At 73.4% G+C, this 20,737-nt stretch carries 18 protein-coding genes; 11 read left to right on the plus strand and 7 right to left on the minus strand.

From position 1 onward, the window contains the following. Window positions 1-40 precede the first annotated feature (40 nt). Window positions 41-2,140: a prolyl oligopeptidase family serine peptidase gene (locus AB0N84_RS06255; protein ID WP_363544428.1), complete on the plus strand. Its 2,100-nt coding sequence runs from the start codon at window positions 41-43 to the stop codon at window positions 2,138-2,140. A 98-nt stretch (window positions 2,141-2,238) separates the two neighbouring features. Here the strand turns inward: AB0N84_RS06255 and AB0N84_RS06260 are convergent, their stop codons facing one another. Beyond that, window positions 2,239-3,432, minus strand: coding sequence for an acyl-CoA dehydrogenase family protein (locus tag AB0N84_RS06260; protein WP_069711208.1), 1,194 nt, complete (start codon window positions 3,430-3,432; stop codon window positions 2,239-2,241). Between the two features lie 63 nt (window positions 3,433-3,495). Between AB0N84_RS06260 and AB0N84_RS06265 the strand changes: the two genes are divergently transcribed. Beyond that, window positions 3,496-4,116 (plus strand): QsdR family transcriptional regulator, encoded by a 621-nt coding sequence (locus AB0N84_RS06265; protein ID WP_363544431.1) that lies wholly within the window; start codon window positions 3,496-3,498, stop codon window positions 4,114-4,116. Between the two features lie 47 nt (window positions 4,117-4,163). On the opposite strand, the gene AB0N84_RS06270 is transcribed toward AB0N84_RS06265, so the two are convergent. The 4 genes from AB0N84_RS06270 to AB0N84_RS06285 form a co-directional block, all read right to left on the minus strand. After that, on the minus strand, window positions 4,164-4,601 hold the full coding sequence (locus AB0N84_RS06270; RefSeq protein ID WP_069711209.1) for a VOC family protein: 438 nt from the start codon (window positions 4,599-4,601) through the stop codon (window positions 4,164-4,166). Window positions 4,602-4,665: 64 nt separating this feature from the next. Further along, the gene (locus AB0N84_RS06275; protein WP_363544433.1) at window positions 4,666-5,145 is read right to left on the minus strand and encodes a VOC family protein; all 480 of its coding nucleotides are present in this window, start codon (window positions 5,143-5,145) and stop codon (window positions 4,666-4,668) included. Beyond that, window positions 5,142-5,297 (minus strand): hypothetical protein, encoded by a 156-nt coding sequence (locus AB0N84_RS06280; RefSeq protein ID WP_182046326.1) that lies wholly within the window; start codon window positions 5,295-5,297, stop codon window positions 5,142-5,144. The genes AB0N84_RS06275 and AB0N84_RS06280 overlap by 4 nt, the downstream gene beginning before the upstream one ends. A 202-nt stretch (window positions 5,298-5,499) precedes the next feature. Next, window positions 5,500-8,958, minus strand: a complete 3,459-nt coding sequence (locus AB0N84_RS06285) for a bifunctional proline dehydrogenase/L-glutamate gamma-semialdehyde dehydrogenase (protein ID WP_363544435.1) — start codon at window positions 8,956-8,958, stop codon at window positions 5,500-5,502. A gap of 81 nt (window positions 8,959-9,039) precedes the next feature. Between AB0N84_RS06285 and AB0N84_RS06290 the strand changes: the two genes are divergently transcribed. The 4 genes from AB0N84_RS06290 to AB0N84_RS06305 all read left to right on the plus strand — a co-directional run bounded on the left by AB0N84_RS06290 (window position 9,040) and on the right by AB0N84_RS06305 (window position 14,445). After that, entirely contained in the window at window positions 9,040-9,960 is a 921-nt protein-coding gene (locus tag AB0N84_RS06290; RefSeq protein ID WP_363544437.1) for a LysR family transcriptional regulator, read from the plus strand. A 125-nt stretch (window positions 9,961-10,085) separates the two neighbouring features. Next, window positions 10,086-11,852, plus strand: a complete 1,767-nt coding sequence (locus AB0N84_RS06295) for a hypothetical protein (protein WP_363544439.1) — start codon at window positions 10,086-10,088, stop codon at window positions 11,850-11,852. Between the two features lie 243 nt (window positions 11,853-12,095). Further along, on the plus strand, window positions 12,096-13,637 hold the full coding sequence (locus tag AB0N84_RS06300; protein ID WP_363544441.1) for a putative Ig domain-containing protein: 1,542 nt from the start codon (window positions 12,096-12,098) through the stop codon (window positions 13,635-13,637). Window positions 13,638-13,812: 175 nt separating this feature from the next. Then, window positions 13,813-14,445, plus strand: a complete 633-nt coding sequence (locus tag AB0N84_RS06305) for an NAD(P)H-dependent oxidoreductase (RefSeq protein ID WP_363544443.1) — start codon at window positions 13,813-13,815, stop codon at window positions 14,443-14,445. Window positions 14,446-14,469: 24 nt separating this feature from the next. On the opposite strand, the gene AB0N84_RS06310 is transcribed toward AB0N84_RS06305, so the two are convergent. Then, entirely contained in the window at window positions 14,470-15,513 is a 1,044-nt protein-coding gene (locus tag AB0N84_RS06310) for an MBL fold metallo-hydrolase (RefSeq protein ID WP_363544445.1), read from the minus strand. A 91-nt stretch (window positions 15,514-15,604) separates the two neighbouring features. Here AB0N84_RS06310 and AB0N84_RS06315 point away from each other — a divergent pair, with 91 nt between their 5' ends. Then, window positions 15,605-16,648 carry an ATP-dependent DNA ligase gene (locus tag AB0N84_RS06315; RefSeq protein WP_363544447.1) on the plus strand — a complete coding sequence of 348 codons (1,044 nt, stop codon included), beginning with the start codon at window positions 15,605-15,607 and terminating at the stop codon, window positions 16,646-16,648. Window positions 16,649-16,676: 28 nt separating this feature from the next. Next, window positions 16,677-16,892, plus strand: a complete 216-nt coding sequence (locus tag AB0N84_RS06320; RefSeq protein ID WP_289458714.1) for a hypothetical protein — start codon at window positions 16,677-16,679, stop codon at window positions 16,890-16,892. A 22-nt stretch (window positions 16,893-16,914) separates the two neighbouring features. Here AB0N84_RS06320 and ligD read toward each other — a convergent pair whose 3' ends face one another. Then, on the minus strand, window positions 16,915-17,934 hold the full coding sequence (ligD, locus tag AB0N84_RS06325) for a non-homologous end-joining DNA ligase (protein ID WP_363544450.1): 1,020 nt from the start codon (window positions 17,932-17,934) through the stop codon (window positions 16,915-16,917). 47 nt (window positions 17,935-17,981) lie between these two features. On the opposite strand from ligD, the gene AB0N84_RS06330 reads away from it, so the two are divergent. Genes AB0N84_RS06330 through AB0N84_RS06340 form a run of 3 tightly spaced genes read left to right on the plus strand, consistent with a single transcriptional unit; the run spans window position 17,982 to window position 20,665 of the window. Next, window positions 17,982-18,818 (plus strand): DUF429 domain-containing protein, encoded by an 837-nt coding sequence (locus tag AB0N84_RS06330; RefSeq protein ID WP_363544452.1) that lies wholly within the window; start codon window positions 17,982-17,984, stop codon window positions 18,816-18,818. A 9-nt stretch (window positions 18,819-18,827) separates the two neighbouring features. Further along, window positions 18,828-20,030, plus strand: coding sequence for a glycosyltransferase (locus AB0N84_RS06335; protein WP_363544454.1), 1,203 nt, complete (start codon window positions 18,828-18,830; stop codon window positions 20,028-20,030). Beyond that, window positions 20,030-20,665 (plus strand): hypothetical protein, encoded by a 636-nt coding sequence (locus AB0N84_RS06340; RefSeq protein WP_289458718.1) that lies wholly within the window; start codon window positions 20,030-20,032, stop codon window positions 20,663-20,665. The genes AB0N84_RS06335 and AB0N84_RS06340 overlap by 1 nt, the downstream gene beginning before the upstream one ends. Window positions 20,666-20,737: the final 72 nt, after the last annotated feature.

A 20,737-nucleotide genomic window follows, 5' to 3' on the forward strand; every position in this document is an offset into this window, starting at 1 on the left:
GGGCTGTTGCAGGGTGCACGTCGCCCCGTAGCGTGAGGTCATGACGACGCCGTTCTCAGACCTGGACCAGTTCATCGCACTCCCCCGCGTGGACGGGATCGCGCTCAGTCCGGACGGGCAGCGGGTCGCGCTGACGGTGAGCACGCTCGCTCCCGACGCCACCGGGTACCGGCGCGCGGTGTGGTCCGTCGCCTCGAGCGGCGACGGCGTACCCGTCCGGCTCACGCGGAGCGCGAAGGGCGAGTCCGGCGCGTCGTTCACCCGGAACGGCGACCTGCTGTTCGTCTCCGGCCGGCCCGACGCCGACTCCGAGGACGACACCGCGCAGCTGTGGCTGCTGCCGGCCGCGGGCGGTGACGCCCGCCCGGTCACCCGCCTGGCCGGGGGCGTCGGCGGGCTTCTCGCGACCGCCGACGACGCCGACGTGGTCGCGCTCACCGCCGACCTGCTGCCCACCGCCGCCGCCGGAGAGCGCGTGGGCGTCGTCTCGCGAGACGCCGCGCTGCGGAAGCGCCGTGACGACGCGGGGGTGCACGCGATCCTCCACGAGACGTACCCGGTCCGCTTCTGGGACCACGACCTCGGGCCGGCCGAGCCGCACGTGCTCGCGCTCGACCTGGGCGACCTCACCGAACCGATCGCGGCCGAGCCCGCGACCGGTGTCACCACGGACGCCAGCGCCGGACGCCCGTCCGACGCTCCTGCGCCCTACCCGGCACACCTGCCGGAACCGCTCGACGTCACGCCGGCGCCGGGTCGCTCGCTCGACCACGTGTCCGGTGCGCTCACGCCGGACGGCCGGACGCTCCTCGCCGCCGTCGGGGTGCAGACCGAGCGCGGCCACCGGAGCGTCATCGTGTCGATCGACGTCGACACCGCGGCGCGCACCGTGCTGTTCGACGAGCCGGACACCGACCACGAACTCCCCACGCTCTCGCACGACGGCACCACGATCGCCTGGGTCCGCACGGTCCGCTCCACCCCCGCGGGCGCGAACGAGCAGGAGGTGTGGACCGCCGGGATCGACGGCTCCGGTGCCCGCCGGATCGCCGAGGGCTGGGACCGCTGGCCGTCCGAGCTGGTGTTCGCGCCCGACGACGGTGCGCTCCTGGCGGTGGCGGACCAGGACGGCCGCGCGCCGGTCTTCCGCATCCCGCTCGACGGCGGCGCCGTCGTGCAGTTGACCACCGACGACTGGGCGTACTCGGGTCTCCGCGTGTCGGCCGCGAGCGGTGTCGTGGTGGCGCTCCGGGCCTCCTGGGCGGCACCGCTGCACCCGGTCCGGATCGACGCCGACGGCACGGTGACCGCCCTGCCGACGCCGGCGCCGCTGCCCACGGTTCCCGGACGGCTGGAGGAGGTCGAGACGACCGCCGCCGACGGCGCTCGGGTCCGCGGGTGGCTCGTGCTGCCCGAGGGCGACGGTCCGCACCCGCTGCTGCTCTGGATCCACGGCGGTCCCCTCAACTCGTGGAACCAGTGGTCGTGGCGCTGGACCCCGATGCTCGCGGCGGCGCAGGGCTACGCGGTGCTCCTGCCCGACCCGGCGCTGTCGACCGGCTACGGACTCGACTTCGTGAACCGCGGGTGGAACGCCTGGGGTCAGGCGCCGTACACCGACCTGATGGCGATCACCGACGCCGTCGCCGCAAGGCCCGACGTCGACGAGACCCGGACCGCGGCGATGGGCGGATCGTTCGGCGGGTACATGGCGAACTGGATCGCCGGGCACACCGACCGCTTCCGAGCGGTCGTCACGCACGCGAGCCTGTGGGCGCTCGAGCAGTTCGTGGGCACCACGGACATGTCGCAGTACTGGCAGTCGATCTTCGACGAGCAGGGGATGCGGGACAACGACCCGCACCGGTTCGTGACGGACATCACGTCACCGATGCTCGTCATCCACGGTGACCGCGACCACCGGGTGCCGATCGGCGAGGGACTCCGGCTGTGGTCCGAGCTCGCCGAGCACCACGCGGCGGCGGACGGCACGATGCCGCACCGGTTCCTGTACTTCCCGGACGAGAACCACTGGGTCCTCAAGCCGCAGCACGCGGTGGTCTGGTACCAGACGGTGTTCGCGTTCCTCGGGCAGCACGTGCTCGGTGAGGAGTGGGAGCGGCCGGAGCTGCTCGGCTGAGCGGCGCCCGTGCCGGCGGGCCGCTGGCCTCCGCGTCCCGTTCGCGACATCGCACGTGTCGATCGACACGTGCGGTGTCGCGGGAGCGTATCTCCGCCTCAGACGAACGCGGCCTCACCCGTGATCGCGCGCCCGACGATGAGCGTGTTCACCTCGCGCGTTCCCTCGTACGAGTAGATCGCCTCGGCGTCCGAGAAGAACCGCGCGACGCCCTTGTCGAGGACGATGCCGTTGCCGCCCTGCACCTCGCGGCACCACGCGACGGTCTCGCGCATCTTCGCCGTCGCGAACGCCTTCGCCATCGCCGAGTGCTCGTCCGCGCCGACGCCCTGGTCCTGCATCGCCGAGGCCTGCGTGCACAGTGCGATCGACGCGGTGATGTTCATGAGCGACCGCACGAGCAGGTCCTGCACCATCTGGTGCGCCGCGATCGGCTTGCCGAACTGGATCCGGTTCCGCGCGTAGTCGAGCGCCGCCTCGTACGCGCCGATGGCGATGCCGATCGCCTGCCACGCGACCTCGGTCCGGGTCAGGCGGAGCACGGCGGCCGTCGTGCGGAACGAGTCGGCGCGCTGCAGCCGGCGCGACTCGGGCACGCGGACGCCGTCCAGGACGATGTCGGCGTTCTGCACGGTCCGCAGCGCGATCTTGTCCTCGATCTTCGTCGCGGTGAACCCGGGGGTGTCCGTCGTGACGAGGAAGCCCTTGACCTGCTCGTCGGCGACGTCCTTCGCCCAGATCACGACGACGTCGGCGAAGGTCGCGTTGCCGATCCAGCGCTTCTCGCCGTCGAGCACCCACGTGTCGCCGTCACGCCGAGCGGTCGTCCGGAGTCCGCGCGCCGAGTCGCTGCCGGACAGCGGCTCCGTCAGACCGAAGGCGCCGACGACCTCGCCGCGCGCCATCCGCGGCAGCCACTCCTGCTGCTGCTCGTCGCTGCCGCCCACGGCGATCGAGTTCATGGCGAGCCCCGACTGCACGCCGATGAACGTCGAGACGCCCGCGTCGATGCGGCCGAGCTCGAGTGCGGCCCACCCGCGGTACACGGCCGAGTTCTCGAACTGCCGCACGAGCGGGATGCTCGGGCCGTACATGCCGAGCTCGGCGAGCGGCGCGATCGTCTGCACCGGGAACTCGGCCCGGGCCCAGTACTGGTCGGCGATCGGACGCACCTCGGCCTCGAGGTACGCGCGCAGCTGCCCGAGCGACTCCCGCTCACGGGCCGTGAGCCCCTCCTGGAACCGGTAGAAGTCGGACTCGAGCAGGGGCGTGTCGGTGATCGACGTTGACATGGGAGCAACGATGCATCATTCTCGAAAACGTTGCAAGACCGGCAGCGGCACTCAGGGGGAACGGTGAGCAACCAGCCACTCGGCACACTCGGATCGGCGCTCGTCCCGAGCGCGCTCGCGGCCAGACTGGAGGCCCACGGCGACTCCCAGCGCGCCTTCCGGTCGGCGCGACGTGCGTTCATCGACGGGGCCAGGATCGACATGGGCTCGCTCGCGTCGTCGCTCGGCGTGGACCGCACGTCGCTGTTCCGGTGGGTCGGCAACCGCGACCAGCTCCTGTCGGAGATCCTCTGGTCGTTGGCCGTCCCCACGCTCGACGCCGCGGGTCGCGCCGCATCGCCCGCGGGCGCCGCCCGCATCGTCGACGTCCTCGACCACTTCACGGTGGACCTCATCCGGGCGCCGTACTTCCGCGCGTTCCTCACGCGGGAGCCCAGCCGCGCCCTCCGGCTCCTGACGACCACCGACAGCGACGTGCAGCGGCGGTTCGTCGCCGTGGTCGCGACCGTCATCAGCGCGGAGCAGGAGGCCGGCACCTTCGACCCGGCGCCGCTGTCCGCCGAGGAACTCGCACGGTTGCTCGTCCGGGTCTCGGAGTCCTTCACGTACGCCGACCTGATCTCGGGCGACACCCCCGACCCGGCTCGCGCGCGGGCGACCTTCGAGTACATCCTGCGGCCCTGACCGGGTCCGCAGCGCCGGGATCGACGCTGCGGACGCGATCGGGAACGTCACTTCTGCGCGGCGAGCTCCAGGTTGATGTCGTCCGGGTCCTGGACCGACAGGATGACCATGCCCGCATCGCCGAGGTCGGTGACCTCGCCGTGCTCGATGCCCGCGGCGTCGAGTCGCTCGGCGGCTGCGTGGAGCTCGTCGACGGAGCCGACCACGAAGCTCACGTGGTCGAGGCCGACCGTGTCCGGGTCGAAGCGCTGACCGCTCGGTGCGACGGGGCGCAGGCCGAACAGCTGCTCACCGACAGGGAAGATCGCACCGCCGTACAGCCGCTCGCGGTCCTCGGTGATCCCGGGCTCGTCGATGTGCTCACTGAAGTCCATCGCCGGTGCCGTGCCGAACAACTGCTCGTAGAAGGCCTTGCTGCGGTGGATGTCGGTGACGGTGACCCGCACGTGTGCGAGGCCGAGGGGCTTGACGATCTGTTCGCTCATGCCGTCGAGCCAACGCCGGGCACCTGGGCGGCGGTGGGGGTCGTGCGGCTACCGGCCAGCGTTGTCAGTCGTCCTGGCGAGCGGGGTCCGGACGGGGCGCTGCGAGTTCGAGGTTGATGTCGTCCGGGTCCTGCAGCGAGAGGATCACGAGGCCGAACGGTTCGAGGTCCGTGACCTCGCCGTGCGCGATGCCCGCAGCGTCGAGCCGTCCGACGGCCCGGTGGAGGTCGTCGACGGACGACACGCGGAGGCTCAGGTGGTCGAGGCCGACGCGGTCGGGGTCGAAGCGGTCGCCGGCCGGGGCGACCGGTCGGAGCCCGAGCGTCTGCCCGTGGAAGGTGAACGAGCAGCCGCCGTAGGTGCGCCACGGGTCGTCGCGGACCGTCGGGTCGTCGATCTGGTCGCTGAAGTCACTGCCGGGTGCCGTGCCGAACAACTGCTCGTAGAACGCCTTGCTCCGCGCGATGTCGGTCACTGTGAGTCGCACGTGCGAGAAGCCCTGCGGCTCGACGATGCCGTCACCCGTCGTCTCCGACGCGCTCACCGGAAGCCAGCGGTGTCGAACACGTGGCGCGGGAGTCCGTGGCCCGTGCAGCGGTCACGACGGCGGACGCCGCGGAGGACGTCCCGCACGTGGTCGCCGCAACCGGTCCACGAGGTCTTGCCGCACACCGGGCACTGGACGGACTCGCACATGCCCGCCACGGTACGCAGCGGCCCACCGGGGCGACCGGCGGAGGCGCCCCCTGCACCGCTGACGGTCCGGAACACGCACTCGGCGCCGCGGCCGTCGCGCACAGAACCAGGACGCCGACATCGAACCAGCGGGCGGTGCTGGTTCGACGTCGGCTCCGTGGTTCGACGCCCGGTGCGGACCGTGTCAGATGAACGGACCGGGTCAGACGAGCGCGTCGGTGAGGTGGTTCGGCGTGCCGAAGCGGTGCGCGGTGATCGACACCGCCTGCTCGCGGAGGAACGGCAGCAGCTCGATCCGCCCGGCCTCGGTGACGGGCTCGCCGTACACCGCGACGTCGGGACGCCCACCGATCGCCGTCGTCAGCGCCGCGGTGTCCCCGCCGACGAGACGCACCCGCGTGGAGTCGCCGCGCGCGATGCGGCTGGCGAACGCGTCGTCGGTCTGCCCCTCGGCGACCGAGCGGACGTTCGGCAGCGCGCGGATCGCGGACGCGACGGCCGACGGCAGCGACGCGGCCGTCGAGACGTCCACGGTCGTGCCGGCACGGAGCGCCGCGGCCACCACCCGAACGAGGTCGGCGGCCGAGGACTCCTCCGCCGACGCGAGCCGGACGTGGACGCCGGGGTACGGCAGGTACCGGGCGATGTTCCGCTCGGCGCTCAGCGCCGACACGTCGACCGCGGCGCCGAACAGCGTCGACCAGGCCTGCTCGTCGGACGCCGTGGCGCGGTCGAGCACCTCGGACGAGACGCCGGTCGCGCGGACGAAGGACCGCACCGACGACGACACCGCGGCACCGCTCGACGCCGTCGCGGACGTCCACGAACCGAGCCCGAGCAGGTAGTTGAGGCCACCGGCCTTGGTACCGGCACCGACGGCCGACTTCTTCCACCCACCGAACGGCTGGCGACGGACGATCGCGCCGGTGATGCCGCGGTTGACGTAGAGGTTGCCCGCCTGGATCCGCTCGAGCCACGTGCCGATCTCGGACGCGTCGAGCGAGTGCAGGCCCGAGGTCAGGCCGTAGTCGACCTCGTTGACGATGTCGATGGCCTCGTCGAGGGTCGACGCGGTCATGATGCCGAGGATCGGACCGAAGTACTCCGTGCGGTGGAAGGCGGACCCGCGACGCACGCCGTCGCGGACACCCGGGCTCCAGAGCTGCCCGGTCTCGTCGAGCCGCTTCGGCTGCACGGCCCAGGTCTCCCCCGTGCCGAGCGTCGTGAGCCCATCGAGCAGCTTGCCGGTCGCGGGCTCGATCACCGGGCCCATCTGCGTGGTGGGGTCGGTCGGGTACCCGACCGTGAGCGACGAGACGGCGTCGAGCAGCTGGGACCGGAAGCGGCGCGAGGTCGCGACGGACCCGACGAGCACGACGAGCGACGCCGCCGAGCACTTCTGCCCCGCGTGCCCGAACGCCGAGGCGACGACGTCCTTCACGGCGAGGTCGAGATCGGCCGACGGGGTGACGATGATCGCGTTCTTGCCCGAGGTCTCCGCGAGCAGCGGCAGGTCGGGGCGGAACGACCGGAAGAGCTCGGCGGTCTCGTACGCACCGGTCAGGATCACGCGGTCGACCTGCGGCGCGGCGATCAGCTGCTTGCCGAGGTCGTCCTCCGCCACCTGCACGAAGGCCAGGACGTCGGCAGGTGCCCCGGCAGCGTCGAGCGCGGTCTCGATGACCGACGCCAGGACGGCGCCGCAGCGCTCAGCCGGGGGCGCCGGCTTGAGCACGACGGCGGACCCGGCGGCGAGCGCGGCGAGGGTCGACCCGGCGGGGATCGCGACCGGGAAGTTCCACGGGGGCGTCACCAGGGTCAGGGCGGCGGGCGAGAAGGCGGCGCCGTCGACCTCGTCGAGCTGCCCGGCGAGCTCACCGTAGAAGTGCGCGAAGTCGATCGCCTCGGACACCTCGGGGTCGGCCTGGTCGATGGTCTTGCCCGCCTCGGCCGCCATGACCTCGACGAGTGCGGCGCGGTTCGCGTCGAGTGCGTCGCCGATCGCGTGCAGCACCGCGCCCCGCGCGCTGCCGGACCACTGCGCCCACGACGTGCCGGCGGTGCGGACGCGGTCGAGGACCGTGGTGAGCTGCGTGGCGGAGGTGAGCCGGGCCTCCCGGACGCCGCGCTCACCGAGCGTCGACGACGCGACGCGCGACGTGATCGCCGCGCCCCACTCCCGCACCTCGGCGACCGACGGGTCGCTGTCGGGGGTGTTGTCGAAGTGTCCGGGGCGCGGTCGCTCGACGGCCGCGTAGCGGTCCGCCACGCGGTGCGAGGGCGGGGCGTCGAGGCCACCCGGCTGCGCGAGCGGCGCGAGGGAGTCGCGGAAGCGCGCTTCCTCACGCGCGAAGAGCCGCGGCGAGGACGCCAGCGAGAACACCGCCGACATGAAGTTCTCCTGCGACGCCCCTTCTTCGAGGCGGCGGATCAGGTAGGCGATCGCCACGTCGAACTCGCCCGGGTGCACGACCGGCGTGTAGAGGAGCAGCGAGCCGACGGTGCGGCGGACGGCCTCGGCCTGTCCCTGCGCCATGCCGAGCAGCATCTCGAACTCGATGCCTTCGCGGACCCCGCGCTCCCCGGCGAGCAGCCAGGCGTGTGCGACGTCGAACAGGTTGTGTCCGGCGACCCCGACCCGCACGTTCGCCACGCGCTCCGGCGTGAGTGCCCAGTCGAGCACGCGCTTGTAGTTCGTGTCCGAGTCCTGCTTCGTGTGCCAGGTGGCGAGCGGCCAGCCGTGCACGGACGCCTCGACCTGTTCCATCGGCAGGTTCGCGCCCTTGACGAGCCGCACCTTGATGTCGGCACCGCCCCGTGCACGACGGGCCGCGGACCACTCCTGCAGCTGCTGCATCGCGGCGAGCGCGTCGGGCAGGTACGCCTGCAGGACGATCCCGGCCTCGAGGTCGGTGAACTCGGGCGCGTCGAGGAGCTTCGTGAAGACCGCGATCGTCAGGTCGAGGTCCTTGTACTCCTCCATGTCGAGGTTGATGAACTTGCGCGGGCTGCTCTGCACCGCACGGCGGAACAGCGGCCGGAGCTTCGCGATGATGTCCTCGACCGCGTGGTCGAACGCCCACGGCGAGTGCGGGTGCACGGTCGACGAGACCTTGATCGACACGTAGTCGACGTCGGGGCGGGCGAGCAGCCGCTCGGTGCCCTCGAGACGACGCGACGCCTCCTTCTCGCCGAGGACCGCCTCGCCGAGCAGGTTGACGTTGAGCCGGACGCCGTCGCGCTTGATCTTGGCGATCGCCGGGCCGAGCTTGGCGTCGGTGGCGTCGACGATGAGGTGTCCGACCATCTCGCGGAGGACCCGGCGTGCGATCGGCACGACGACCCCCGGCAGCACGGGAGCCATGCCGCCGCCCAGTCGGACGAGCCCGCGGAGCGCCGCCGGCAGGAAGCCGGGAGCGTCGGGCGCGATCTGCCGGAGCTTCCGGGCGGCGACCCCGAGGTCCTCCGGGCGGACGACACCGTCGACGAAGCCGACCGCGAACGCCAGGCCCTTCGGGTCGGCGAGGACCCCGGCGAGCTGCTTCGCCGAGCCGTCGACCGGGTACGTCTCGGCCTCGGCCAACCACTGCCGCACGAGGGCGACGGTGCTGTCGGCGAGCGCGTCGTGGTCGGTGGTGGTGGGCGCCTGGAGGTCGGTCATGGGATCAGTGTGGAGTTCCGGAAGCGGTAGCGGAAGCAACTCCTGCTGATGCGTACCGTTCAGTTCAGCTACAGTCTCGTCATGTTCGACGTCCGGCGTCTGGTCCTCCTCCGCGAGCTGTCGATCCGTGGCACCGTGGCCGCCGTCGCAGAGGCGATGAACTTCACCCCGTCGGCGGTCTCGCAGCAGCTCGCGGTGCTCGAGCGCGAGGCCGGCGTGCAACTCCTCCGCCGGTCCGGACGCCGACTCCAGCTCACCCCGCAGGCCGAGGTCCTCGTGACCGCTGCAGGCGAGGTGCTCGACGTCCTCGAGCGCGCGCAGTCGTCCGTCGAGTCGACGCTGACCTCGGTGCAGGGACGCGTCCGGGTCGCGGTCTTCCAGTCGGCGGCGCTCGCGCTCATGCCGTCCGCGCTGCGTGCGATGGCGCTCGAGCACCCCGACGTCCGGGTGGAGATGGTTCAGCGCGAGCCGGAGACCGCCCTCGGCGAGACGTGGGCGCGCGACTTCGACATGGTCATCGCCGAGCAGTACCCGGCGCACTCGGCTCCGCGGCTTCCCGGACTCGACCGACGTGACCTCACCACCGACGCCGTCCGCCTCGCCCTGCCGCCGGTCGACGTCTGCCTGGTGCCGCTGTCGGACGACGACCCCACGGTGGCGTTGCTCGACGCGGCCGAGATGCCGTGGGTGATGGAGCCGCGCGGGACCGCCTCACGGCACTTCGCCGAGCAGACCTGCCGCCGCGCGGGCTTCGAGCCGGACGTCCGGTACGAGACCGCGGACCTGCAGGCGCAGATCCGGCTCATCGAGTCGGGCAACGCGGTCGGACTCATGCCGGACCTGGTGTGGGCCGGGCGGTCCACGAGCTGCCGCCTGCTCGAGCTGCCGGAACCGGCGCGACGCACGATCTTCACGGCGCAGCGGATGTCGAGCGCGCACTCCCCCGCCGTGACGGCGCTCCGCGCGGCGTTGGAGCACGCGGCCACGACACAGCACGCCTGACGGCGACCACTGGCCGGCCCTGCACCGTTGCCGGATCGTGACCTCGGTGCCGTGAGGAGTGCCGTCGGTCGGACACCTCCAGGTGAGGGGCCACCGCGGCTCCACCAGATCCGAGGGGGATCCCCATGCAGCACGTCCACCGCCCAGTCGTCCGCCGCACCGCGGCGTTCGGCGCGACCATCGCCATCGTGAGCGCCGCGTCGGCGTTCGGACTGGGCGCGACGAGCGCGACGGCCGAGAGCGCCGGGCCGGACGCGACACCCACCAGCACGAGCACCGCCACGCCCACGCCCACCAGCGCGAGCACCACCGCCGCCGCCGCCACCGCCACCGCCGACCCGACCCCCGCGGCGACCCCCACCCCCGCGGCCACCCCCACCGGTACCGCGACGCCGGCCGCGCCCACGACGAGCACCCCAGCCGCCACCGCCACCCCTGCCGGCACCGTCACGGTCACCGGCACCCCGCGGGCCTGGCGCACCCTGACCGCCACGACGTCGGGGTGGCCCGCGGGCACGACCTTCACGTACGCGTGGCACTTCCGGCACCCGGTCGTCATCGACAGCCAACCCGCCACCGACCGGACGTACGTCGTCGACCCGGAACTCGCGGACGCGACGGTGACCGTGACGGTGACCGGCACCGCACCCGGCGCGACCCCGACGACCGTCACCAGTGCCCCGACCGCGCCGGTCGTCGTCGACCAGGAGGAGGACCTCCGCTTCACCTACGGGTCCCGGGTGGTCTCCGTCACGCCCGACGAACCGTTCTCCGTCTCCCTGTCGCCCGCGCCGAACCCCGACCTGCGCTTCTTCGCGAACGGCTCGATCGGCGGCGGCCCCGACCCGAGCGCGCTGCCGGCGGGCGTCACCCTGTCCGAGGACGGTGTGCTGTCGGGCACCCTGCACCGCTCGCCGTCCGAGGGCTTCTGGGTGCACGTCTCGACGCCGTTCCACCCCGGCGGCGGCCTCTCCGAGCGCATCCTCCTCAGCGCGATCCCCGAAGCGGGCGACGGCGACGGTGCGGGTGACGGCACCGGAACCGGCAGCGGCACCGGCCCCGGGACGCGCGACGTCGCGGGCTCGTCCCCCGAGTCCCCGCTCCGCCTCGAGGCGACCGCCGGCGAGGCCTTCTCCCACGACTTCGCCGTCGACACCGCGCCCGGCGAGGACGTCCGCTACACCCTCCGGTCGCCGTCCCCCGAGCTGGCGGACGACCCGCTGCGCGGCACGGACTTCCGGTTCGACCAGCGCACGGGCGTCCTGTCCGGCTCGGAAACCACGGCGGGCCTGTCCTCCCTCATCGTGGACACCACCGTCGGGGACCGGACCACGACCCGGTACGTCGAGCTCACCGTGCGGCCGGGCGCGACGACCGGTCTGCAGGCGTGGCTGACGCTCGTCGGCGATCCGCAGTTCCGGGAGTGGAAGGTGGACCAGGACGGCGCCGTGACGCAGACCGTCTTCCCGGAGGGCGGACCGGGCCGGAGCACGACCGTGTCCCGGCCGAGCGTCCCGCAGTCGTCGACCCTCGACGTCCGGGCGACGCCGGTCGACCGATGGGGCAACTTCACCGCCCGCTACGAGGACCTCGACGGCGACGGCTCGGCCATCCGCTCGGACGTCCGCAGCGACGTCGCGACGGACGTCGTGACGCCGGACGGTGCCGCCGTCCGTGTCCGGTTCCCGCACGCCTCGACGCACACGCTGACGATCAGTCGGGGCGGCGCGACCGCGGTGGTCCCGATCACCGTCGTGCCGCGGGACGGACAGCTGGCCTTCACCGGCGCGGACACGACGGCACCGCTCGCCGCCTCGGGCGGGCTCCTCGCCGTCGGCGCCGCGCTGCTGCTCCACCGGGCTCGTCGTCACCTCCGTCGTCGGCGCGCCTGAGCGACCCTGCCGACCACGCGACGGCCGGGAGGCTCCCCACCAGCCGATGGGGAGCCTCCCGACCGTCACGACGCCGTCGCCCACCCGCGCGGCGGGGCCGCGCAGACGGCCCCCAACACAGGTCACAATCCGGGCACGGAGACCCCTGCAAGTCACCTGAACCTCTACGATCCGAGAACGCCGTGGATTCACGGCAGATTCTCACGATCCGGCACCCGACCGGACCTGATCCCTGGGGGACCCGTGCACCGCAGCACCTCCAAGACCCGACGCGCCTGCGCGCTCGGCACGACCGTGGCACTCATCGGCCTGACCACCGGCCTGGGCGTATTCACCTCGACGGCCGCCTTCGCCGTCGAGGGCGACGCACCGACGCCCGTCGTCGCCTCGGCGGACCCGACGCAGCCCGCCGCGCCGACCGACGCCGCCGCCCACGCGACGGACACCGTCACGACGCCGGCCCCCACGGATGCCGCGACCGCGCCGACGGACACCGACACCGCTGCGCCGGCACCCACCGGCGAGCCGACCGCTCCGGCGACCACGGCCCCCGCGAAGTCCGTCGCCCCCGCCGGCGGTTCGGCCACGACGAAAGCCGCCCCGAGCGCCGTCGCCGCCACCGTGACGATCGTCGGCGACGCGAAGGTCGGCACGACTCTCCACTACGACACCACCGGCATCGAAGGCCCGTCGAAGGCCGTCTGGACCGTCGACGGTGCCGACGTCGTCGAGGGCTCCTCGTACCAGATCCTGAAGGAGATCGTCGGCAAGACGATCACCCTGACGGTGACGGGCGCGACCCCCGACCAGACCGCGACCGCCACCACGAAGGCCGTCACCGAGGACGTCGCGTTCGCCGACGAGACCACCGCGGACGCACCGCTCACGCTGTCCCTCACGGCCGGCCAGGACCTCTCGCGCTCGTTCGCCGTCACCGCCGGCAGCGGCGACGTCACGTACTCGGTCGGGTACACCGACCCGTCGTACGCCGACCCGGACGACCCGGAGATGACGCCGGAGTACTTCCTGCCGGACGGCGTCACGCTCGACCCGACCACCGGTCTGCTCAGCGGCACGCCGTACTCCGCCACCGACTCCGACTTCACGATCATCGCCTCGAACGGGACGTCGACCGCGACCGAGTACGTCCAGATCACGGTCGAGCCGGCTGAGGCCGTCGGTGTCCTCGCCTGGGCCACCGACACCTCGAGCTCGGAGTTCTTCGACGCGATCGACGACGAGGGCAACGTCAAGCTCGACCACCCGATCCACTCGTGGATCGTCATGCCCGACGGCAGCATCACCACGATCACCCAGCCCGGCGACATCGACGCGGAGCCCACCTTCACCGACGGCGGCACCCCGACCGTGAAGCAGGGCGGGTCGCTCTGGATCGACGGTTCGCCCGTCGATGAGTTCGGCAACGCGACGGTGCAGCCCGACGAGGACGGCAACACCCCCGCGCCGACCGTCACGAGCGACGTCGCGAGCGACCAGATCGCCTTCGACGAGGACGAGTTCTCCACGCGCGTCACGTTCCCGCACGCCTCGACCCACCACCTGACGGTGGCGCAGTCCGGCCTGTCGGTCTCCTTCCCCGTGACGGTCGTCCCGACCGCCGCGACCGTCGGCACCACGCCGACCGTGGTGACCCCCACCACGGGCCAGCTCGCCTTCACGGGTACCGACGCGACCGGCGCCCTCCCCTGGGCCCTCGGCTTCGTCGCCGCCGGTGCCGGCCTGCTCGGCGCGGGCGTCCTGCGTCGCCGCCGCGCCCAGCGCTGATCCACCCGCTCCCGTCCGGTCCGTCCCTCGGCGCCGGACGGGAGGCTCCCCCCGCGGCCCCGTAGCGTCCCTCCCGGACGCGGCGGGGCCGTTCCACGTCCGTGCGGACACGGCCGGTCGGCCGCACGTCCGGCACGCCGGTCGCGCCCCCGGTCCAGATCGGTAGCGTTGGCGCATGCCCTCCCTGCTGCACATCGACTCCTCCGCCGACCTCACCCACTCGCGCTCCCGCGCGCTGACCGCCGCGTTCGCCGACGCGTGGCGCGCCCGCGGTCCGGAGTACACGGTGGTGCGCCGCGACCTGCACGTCGACCAGCTCCCGCACCTCGAGAGCTCGGCGCTGCACTGGGCGGTCGCCGACCGGACCGCCGATGAACCCGTCGACCCGCAGGCCGACGCACTCCGGCAGGAGGTCATCGACGAGCTCCTCGCCGCCGACGTCGTCGTGGTCGGCGCGCCGCTGTACAACTACACGGTGCCCTCGACCCTCAAGGCCTGGATCGACCGCGTGCACGTGCCGGGGGTGCTCGCCGGTGGCGTCCAGCCCCTCGCCGGCCGTCCGGTCGTCACCGTGGTCAGCCGCGGCGCGACCTACGACGCCGGCACCCCGACGGAGACGTGGGACCACGGCTCCCCCGTGCTGCACCTCATCCTCGGCACCGCGCTCGGCATGAAGCTGTACCCGGTCACCGTCAGCGCCACCCTGGCCGACCGGATCGCGGACCTCGCGGCCCTCGCCGAGCACGCCTCGGCCGAGTTCGCCGACGCCCGCACGACGCTCGAGCGCCTCGCGACCACGGTCGTCTGACCCGACGAGCGGCACCGCCCGGCGTCAGGCCGGGCGGACCTCGTCGCCGCGGCCGAGCAGGTCCACGTGGAAGGCCGTCTGCGTGAGCGCGCTCGCGAGCAGGAAGCCCGACATCGAGTCGATCCCGCCGCTGAACGGCACGCGGGACGCCACCTCGAACAACGTCGGCGACGACAGGTCGTCGAGCGCACCGGCCACGTGACAGGTCCGCTCCTCACGGTGCCGGACGAGTGCACGCACCCGGGTCACGACGTCGCGGAACCGGTACTCGTGTCCCGGGCAGACCTCGAGGTCGCCGTAGCCCTCGAGCCGCACGAGCGAGTCGAGGTACTGCCCGAGCGGGTTCGCACCGGTCCGGCCGCCCAGACCGATCCCGGAGTTGATCCGCGGCAGCACGTGGTCGCCGGTGAAGAGCAGGCCGTCCTCCACGTCGACGAAGCACAGGTGGCCGGCGGTGTGCCCGGGGGTCCAGAGCGCCCGGAGCCCGCGGCCCGCGACCGGCAGGAGGTCGCCGTCCTCGACGAGCAGGTCGGCGAGGGGTTCCTCCGTCCGGCCGAGCCCGATGCGCCGCCCGCTCCCCCAAGCGGCGACCACGCCCGCGCGCAGGTCGTCCGGCAGGCCCCAGGTCGCGATGTCCGCGTCGTTCGCGACGGCGTCGTCGTGCTCGCGGCGCAGGGCCTCGACCTCGAGCCGGTGCATCGCGACCCGGGCTCCACTGGCACGCCGGATCGCCGCTGCCGCCCCGAGGTGGTCGGCGTGCAGGTGCGTCACGACCACGAGTCCGATGTCGTCGACCGACCGGCCGATGTCGCGCAGGCCGGCCCGGAGCACCTCCGGTCCGTCATGGGACGCCCACCCGGGGTCGATCACCGTGAGCACGCCGTCCGCGCCCTCGACCACGTACGCCAGGGTCGCGTCCGCGACGCCGGAGCGGAAGGGCACCGCGATCGTCCAGATGCCGGGCCGGACCTCCTCGACGGGCGGCAGGACGCCGTCGCGGAGCGCGGCGGCCTGCACCGGACTGATGGGGTCCGGAGCCGGCGCTGCCGGAGGGGGCACGGTCGTCACGGCACCACCGTAGCGACCGCCGGTGACGCTGCGCAGGCCGCACCGCGCCTCCCGGCCCGACCCGGTGGGCTCGGCCGAGTAGACAGGTCCCATGGAGATCGCACCGATGCTCGCCAAGGCCGTCGCCACCGTCCCCGATCCCGACAGCGTGCGGGGCGGCCTGCGGTACGAGCCGAAGTGGGACGGCTTCCGCGGCATCGTCACCGTCGACGGCGACGACGTCGAGATCGGCAGCCGCGGCGCGAAGCCCCTCACCCGGTACTTCCCGGAGCTCGTCGACGCGTTCCGCGAGCAGTTCGGCGGACGCGACCACCCGGTCGTGCTCGACGGCGAGGTCGTCCTCCGTTCCGGCGAGCGCGGCGCCGAGCACCTCGACTGGGAGGCCCTGTCACAGCGCATCCACCCCGCCGAGTCCCGCATCCGCACGCTCAGCGTCGAGACGCCCGCGCAGTTCGTCGCGTTCGACCTGCTCGCCGTCGACGGATCGGAGCTGGTCGACCTGCCCTTCGACGAGCGGCGGCAGCGGCTCGAGACCCTCGACGAGGGCATGCGCGACCCGCTCTTCGTGACGCAGACCACCCTCGACGTCGACCTCGCACGCGAGTGGCTCACCACCTTCGAGGGCGCCGGCCTGGACGGCGTCGTCGCGAAGCCACGCGCGAAGCCCTACGAGCCGAACAAGCGCACGATGCTCAAGGTGAAGCACCACCGCACCGCGGACGTCGTCGCGATCGGGTACCGCGTGCACAAGAGCGGCTCCGGCGTCGGGTCCCTGCTCGTGGGGCTGTACGACGACGAGGGCGAGCTCCGCCAGGTCGGCGGGGTCTCGGCCTTCACGGACAAGCGACGGCGCGAGCTGGTCGAGGAGCTCGACCCCGTCGTGCTCCGGGATGCGGACGGGAGGCCCGTCACCGGTGACGGGGAACGCTCACGGTTCTCGTCGGGTCGCGACACGTCGTTCGTCCGGCTGGCGCCGGAGCGGGTCCTCGAGGTGCGGTACGACCAGATGGAGGGCGACCGGTTCCGGCACACCGTGCAGTTCGAGCGCTGGCGGCCCGACCGGGACGCCCGGTCGTGCGGGTTCGAGCAGCTCGATGTCCCATCTGCGTACGACCTGCGCGACGTGCTCCGCTGACGGTTGCACCGTTCACCTGCCGACCAATATGATCACAGTAGTTAGGCTAACTAGCGACATCGAGGACGCGGCCTTCGGGTGCGGGGAACGGGAGCGGGACATGATCATCGACGGCATCAGCGACGCACACCGCGGCACCTGGTCCCGCCTCACCCGCCTGCACACGGCGAGCGTGACCCTCCCGATGCACACCTCGCGCGTGGCCGAGACCGACCGGCGCAGCGAGGACCTCACCGCGGCCTGACGCCGTAGCGGTCCGGGCGGGCTCAGGCCTTCTTCGCCCGCGACGGCTGTACGCGGGGCGGCTCCCCCGGCATCTTCGGGAAGTCGGGCGGGAACGGCAGCTCACCGAGGCCGTCGCCGAGGTCGCGCTCCCACCACGCGAGCAGCGGCGCGATGTCCCCGGGCTCGTCGTGCATCGCTTCCCAGGGGTCGCCGACCGCTGCGAGGCGCTCCGGGACCGACCGGACCGTGAAGGTCGTCGGGTCAGCGGTGTCCAGTTCGTCCCACGTGATCGGCGTCGAGACGTTGGCGTGGGCGAGCGCACGCGGGCTGTACGCACCCGCCATCGTCCGGTCGCGGTTCGCCTGGTTGAAGTCGACGAAGACCCGCTGCCCGCGCTCCTCCTTCCACCAAGCCGTCGTCACCCGGTCGGGCATCCGCCGCTCGAGCTCCCGGGCGGCGGCGATCACGGCGTGCCGGACGTCGAGGAACTCGTGCTCCGGCCGGATCGGCGCGAACACGTGCAGCCCGCGGTTGCCGCTCGTCTTGATCCACGCCGACAGGCCGACGTCGGCGAGGACCCGGCGGAGCTCGTGCGCGACCGGCACCGTGTCGTGGAAGTCGGTGCCCGGCTGCGGGTCGAGGTCGATGCGGAGCTGGTCCGGGTGGTCGGGGTCACCGGCACGGCTGGCCCACGGGTGGAAGACGACGGTGTTCATCTGCGCCGCCCACACGGCGACCGCGGGCTCGTCGATCACGAGCTGCGGGTGCGAACGGGCGCTCGGGTACGTCACCACGACGTCGCGGACGTAGTCCGGGGCACCCTTCGGCGGGTTCTTCGAGAAGAACGAGTCGCCGTCGATCCCGGCGCCGTAGCGCTGCAGGGAGATCGGGCGGTCGCCGTTGGCCCGGACGAACGCGTCCCCGACGGTCACGAGGTACTGCGCGAGTTCGAGCTTGGTGATCCCGGGCTCCGGGAAGAGCACCCGCGACGGACTGCTGATCCGGACCTCCCGGTCGCCGTGCGGCCCCGGGACCGTCAGCGTCGTCGCCTCGCTCGCCATGCAGCGGACGGTACACGGGCCCGACCCGTGGCGTGCACGATGGAGGGGTGACGGCGTACCTCGGGGTGGACCTGGCGTGGGGCCTCGGCTCCGGACGGAAGCCCGCGAACGAGACCGGTCTCGTCGCGATGGACGCCGACGGGGCGATCACGGACGCCGGGTGGGCCCGCGGGGTCGACGCCGTCACCGACTGGATCACGGAGCACCTCGGGCCGCGCACCCTGGTCGCCGTCGACGCATCCCTCGTGGTGACGAACCCCACCGGGATCCGCGAGGCCGAGCGACAGGTGGGGCAGCGCTACGGCCGGTGGAAGGTCGCGGCGAACCCGACGAACCTCGCGTCCGCGGCGAGCGCCGGCGCCCGGCTGCTCGACCAGCTGACGGACCGCGGCGTCGGGTACGTGTCGGACACCGCGGGGATGCACGCGCGGACCGGCCCCGCCGCGTTCGAGTGCTACCCGTACACGACGCTCGTCGGCGTCGAGGAGCTCGGCTACGACGTGGAGCGGCCACGCTACAAGCGCCTCGACCTGAAGCTGCCCGCCGCGGAGGCCCGTGCAGCGCGGGCCGCGGCCTTCGACGACCTCGTGCACCGGCTCCGGACGACACCGCTCGACCCGCCGCTGCTCCTCGACTCCCACCCGCTCACCGCCGGGTTCGCCGACCCCTCGGTGCTGCACGGGCCGACGCACAAGCACCGGGAGGACCTGCTCGACGGCGCCCTGTGCGCGTGGACCGCCGCGTTCTGGGAGCGGCACGGCGACCGACGGGTGCAGGTGCTGGGAGGTGATCCGGCCCTCCCGTCCGACCGGCCGGACGACGCGGGCCGGAAGCCCGTCGTGGTGGCACCCGCCCGCCCGTCCCAGCGGCGACCCGCTGAGTAGGCTGCAGTCGTGAGCACCACCCCTGAACCCCTGCGCATCGGGCTGGTGTCGCTGCACACCTCCCCCGGCGACGAACCCGGCTCCGGCGAGGTCGGCGGCATGAACGTCGTCGTCCGTCACCAGGCCGAGGCACTCGCGGACCGCGGACACCACGTCGAGATCATCACGCGGCGCTCCGACCCGACGCAGCCGGACAGCGTGTCGCTCGTGCCCGGCGTCTGCCTGCGGTTCCTGTCCGCCGGCCCCGCGCAGCCCGTGCCGAAGGGCGAGCACGACGCGTTCATCGAGCCGTTCCGCCGCGGGCTCGAGGCACTCGGCCCCTACGACGTGCTGCACTCGCACCACTGGTTCTCCGGCGCGGCCGCACTGCCGGTCGCCCGCGAGCGCGACATCCCGCACGTGCAGTCCTTCCACTCGATCGCCGCCGACTCGGACACCCCGCTGTCCGAGGGCGAGCGCCCCGAGTCGGCCGGCCGGCCCGCCGGGGAGCGGCTACTGGCGCAGGAGTCCGACGCGGTCGTCGTGGTCTCGGCGGCCGAGGCGTCGACCGTCCGGGACCGTCTCGGTGGCCGTGACGACCGGGTCTGGATCGTCCCGCCGGGCGTCGACGGGTCCGTCTTCCGACCGGCCGCCGTCGGCGCGCGTCGCGCCGCCTCGCCGTACGTCGTCGCCGCGGCGCGCGTGCAGCCGCTGAAGGGCCTGGACCTCGCCATCGAGGCGGTCGCGGGCATCAGCCGGGAGGCACGCCCCACCCTCGTCATCGCGGGCGACGCCTCGAGCGAGGCGGGCGACCACGTGGCGGAGCTGCGTCGGCTCGCCGCCGCGCACGGCATCGCCGACCGCGTCACCTTCATCGGTCCGCAGTCGCGGGCCGACCTGGCGTTCCTGTTCCGGGGCGCGGCAGCCGTGCTCGTGCCGTCGCACTCCGAGACGTACGGCCTCGTGGCGCTGGAGGGGTCCGCGTCCGGCGTGCCCGTCGTCGCCGCGGCCGCCGGCGGGCTGCGCGAGGCCGTGGTCGACGGCGAGACCGGGGTGGTGCTCGAGTCGCGCGACCCGGCCGTGTGGGCGGCGGAGATCGAGCGCATCCTGACGGACACCGACTACGCCGCCGGCCTGGCCGCGGCCGGGCGGGAGCACGCCGAGCGCCTGAGCTGGGAGCAGTCGGCGGCCGGGCTCGAGGACGTCTACCGCCGGGTGCTCGGGCGGGCCTGATGGCCGACGGGACCCCGACGACGGCGAGCGGCCGGTTCGACGGGTTCTGGGCCGCGCTCGACGCGGTGCCGGTGGCCGACGACGCCGAGGCGCTCTACGACCCCGGCACCCCGGACGGACGGCTCCGTCGCGCGAACCTCGCGGCCTACCTCGAGCACGTCGGGACCTCGGCGGACACGCTGCTCGTCGCCGAGGCCCCCGGCTGGCGCGGCATGACGAACACGGGCGTCCCGTTCACGAGCATGCGAGAGCTCGACGCGCTCGGGTTCCCGGTGCAGGCCCCGCCCGCGCCGACGGCTCCGTGGGAGGCGTCCTCGCGCGTCGTGCACGCCGCACTGTCGGGCTGGTCGGGGCCGCTCCCCCTGGCGTGGGCGATCTTCCCGCACCACCCGTTCGTCGCGCCGGACCGGCTGACGAACCGGACGCCGCGACCGGCCGAGGTCCGCGACGGCGCCCCGGTCGCGCTCGCGCTGCTGCGCGCGCTCGAGGTCGACCGGGCGGTCCGCGTGGTCGCCGTCGGGCGGAAGGCGCAGGGGGCGCTCGCGCTGGCCGGCATCGAGGCCGAGGCCGTGCGGCACCCGGCGCAGGGCGGCGCCGCGCAGTTCACCGAGCAGGTGCGGGCGCTGCGGCGGTAGCGGGCGCGGGCGCGGGCGTCGGTTGCGCCGGCCGTTCCGCGGCTCGGTCGCACACGATCTGCGACATCGCAC

The organism is Curtobacterium sp. NPDC089185 (assembly GCF_040685235.1).
GTDB classification, from domain to species: Bacteria; Actinomycetota; Actinomycetes; order Actinomycetales; family Microbacteriaceae; genus Curtobacterium; species Curtobacterium citri.

Coding starts and splice junctions, on each gene's coding strand:
- AB0N84_RS06255 (WP_363544428.1), top strand. CDS start 41: ATGACGACGCCGTTCTCAGACCTGGACCAGTTCATCGCACTCCCCCGC.
- AB0N84_RS06320 (WP_289458714.1), top strand. CDS start 16,677: ATGATCACAGTAGTTAGGCTAACTAGCGACATCGAGGACGCGGCCTTC.
- AB0N84_RS06280 (WP_182046326.1), bottom strand. CDS start 5,297: ATGTGCGAGTCCGTCCAGTGCCCGGTGTGCGGCAAGACCTCGTGGACC.
- AB0N84_RS06270 (WP_069711209.1), bottom strand. CDS start 4,601: ATGAGCGAACAGATCGTCAAGCCCCTCGGCCTCGCACACGTGCGGGTC.
- AB0N84_RS06315 (WP_363544447.1), top strand. CDS start 15,605: ATGGAGATCGCACCGATGCTCGCCAAGGCCGTCGCCACCGTCCCCGAT.
- AB0N84_RS06340 (WP_289458718.1), top strand. CDS start 20,030: ATGGCCGACGGGACCCCGACGACGGCGAGCGGCCGGTTCGACGGGTTC.
- AB0N84_RS06260 (WP_069711208.1), bottom strand. CDS start 3,432: ATGTCAACGTCGATCACCGACACGCCCCTGCTCGAGTCCGACTTCTAC.
- AB0N84_RS06290 (WP_363544437.1), top strand. CDS start 9,040: ATGTTCGACGTCCGGCGTCTGGTCCTCCTCCGCGAGCTGTCGATCCGT.
- AB0N84_RS06295 (WP_363544439.1), top strand. CDS start 10,086: ATGCAGCACGTCCACCGCCCAGTCGTCCGCCGCACCGCGGCGTTCGGC.
- ligD (WP_363544450.1), bottom strand. CDS start 17,934: ATGGCGAGCGAGGCGACGACGCTGACGGTCCCGGGGCCGCACGGCGAC.
- AB0N84_RS06285 (WP_363544435.1), bottom strand. CDS start 8,958: ATGACCGACCTCCAGGCGCCCACCACCACCGACCACGACGCGCTCGCC.
- AB0N84_RS06305 (WP_363544443.1), top strand. CDS start 13,813: ATGCCCTCCCTGCTGCACATCGACTCCTCCGCCGACCTCACCCACTCG.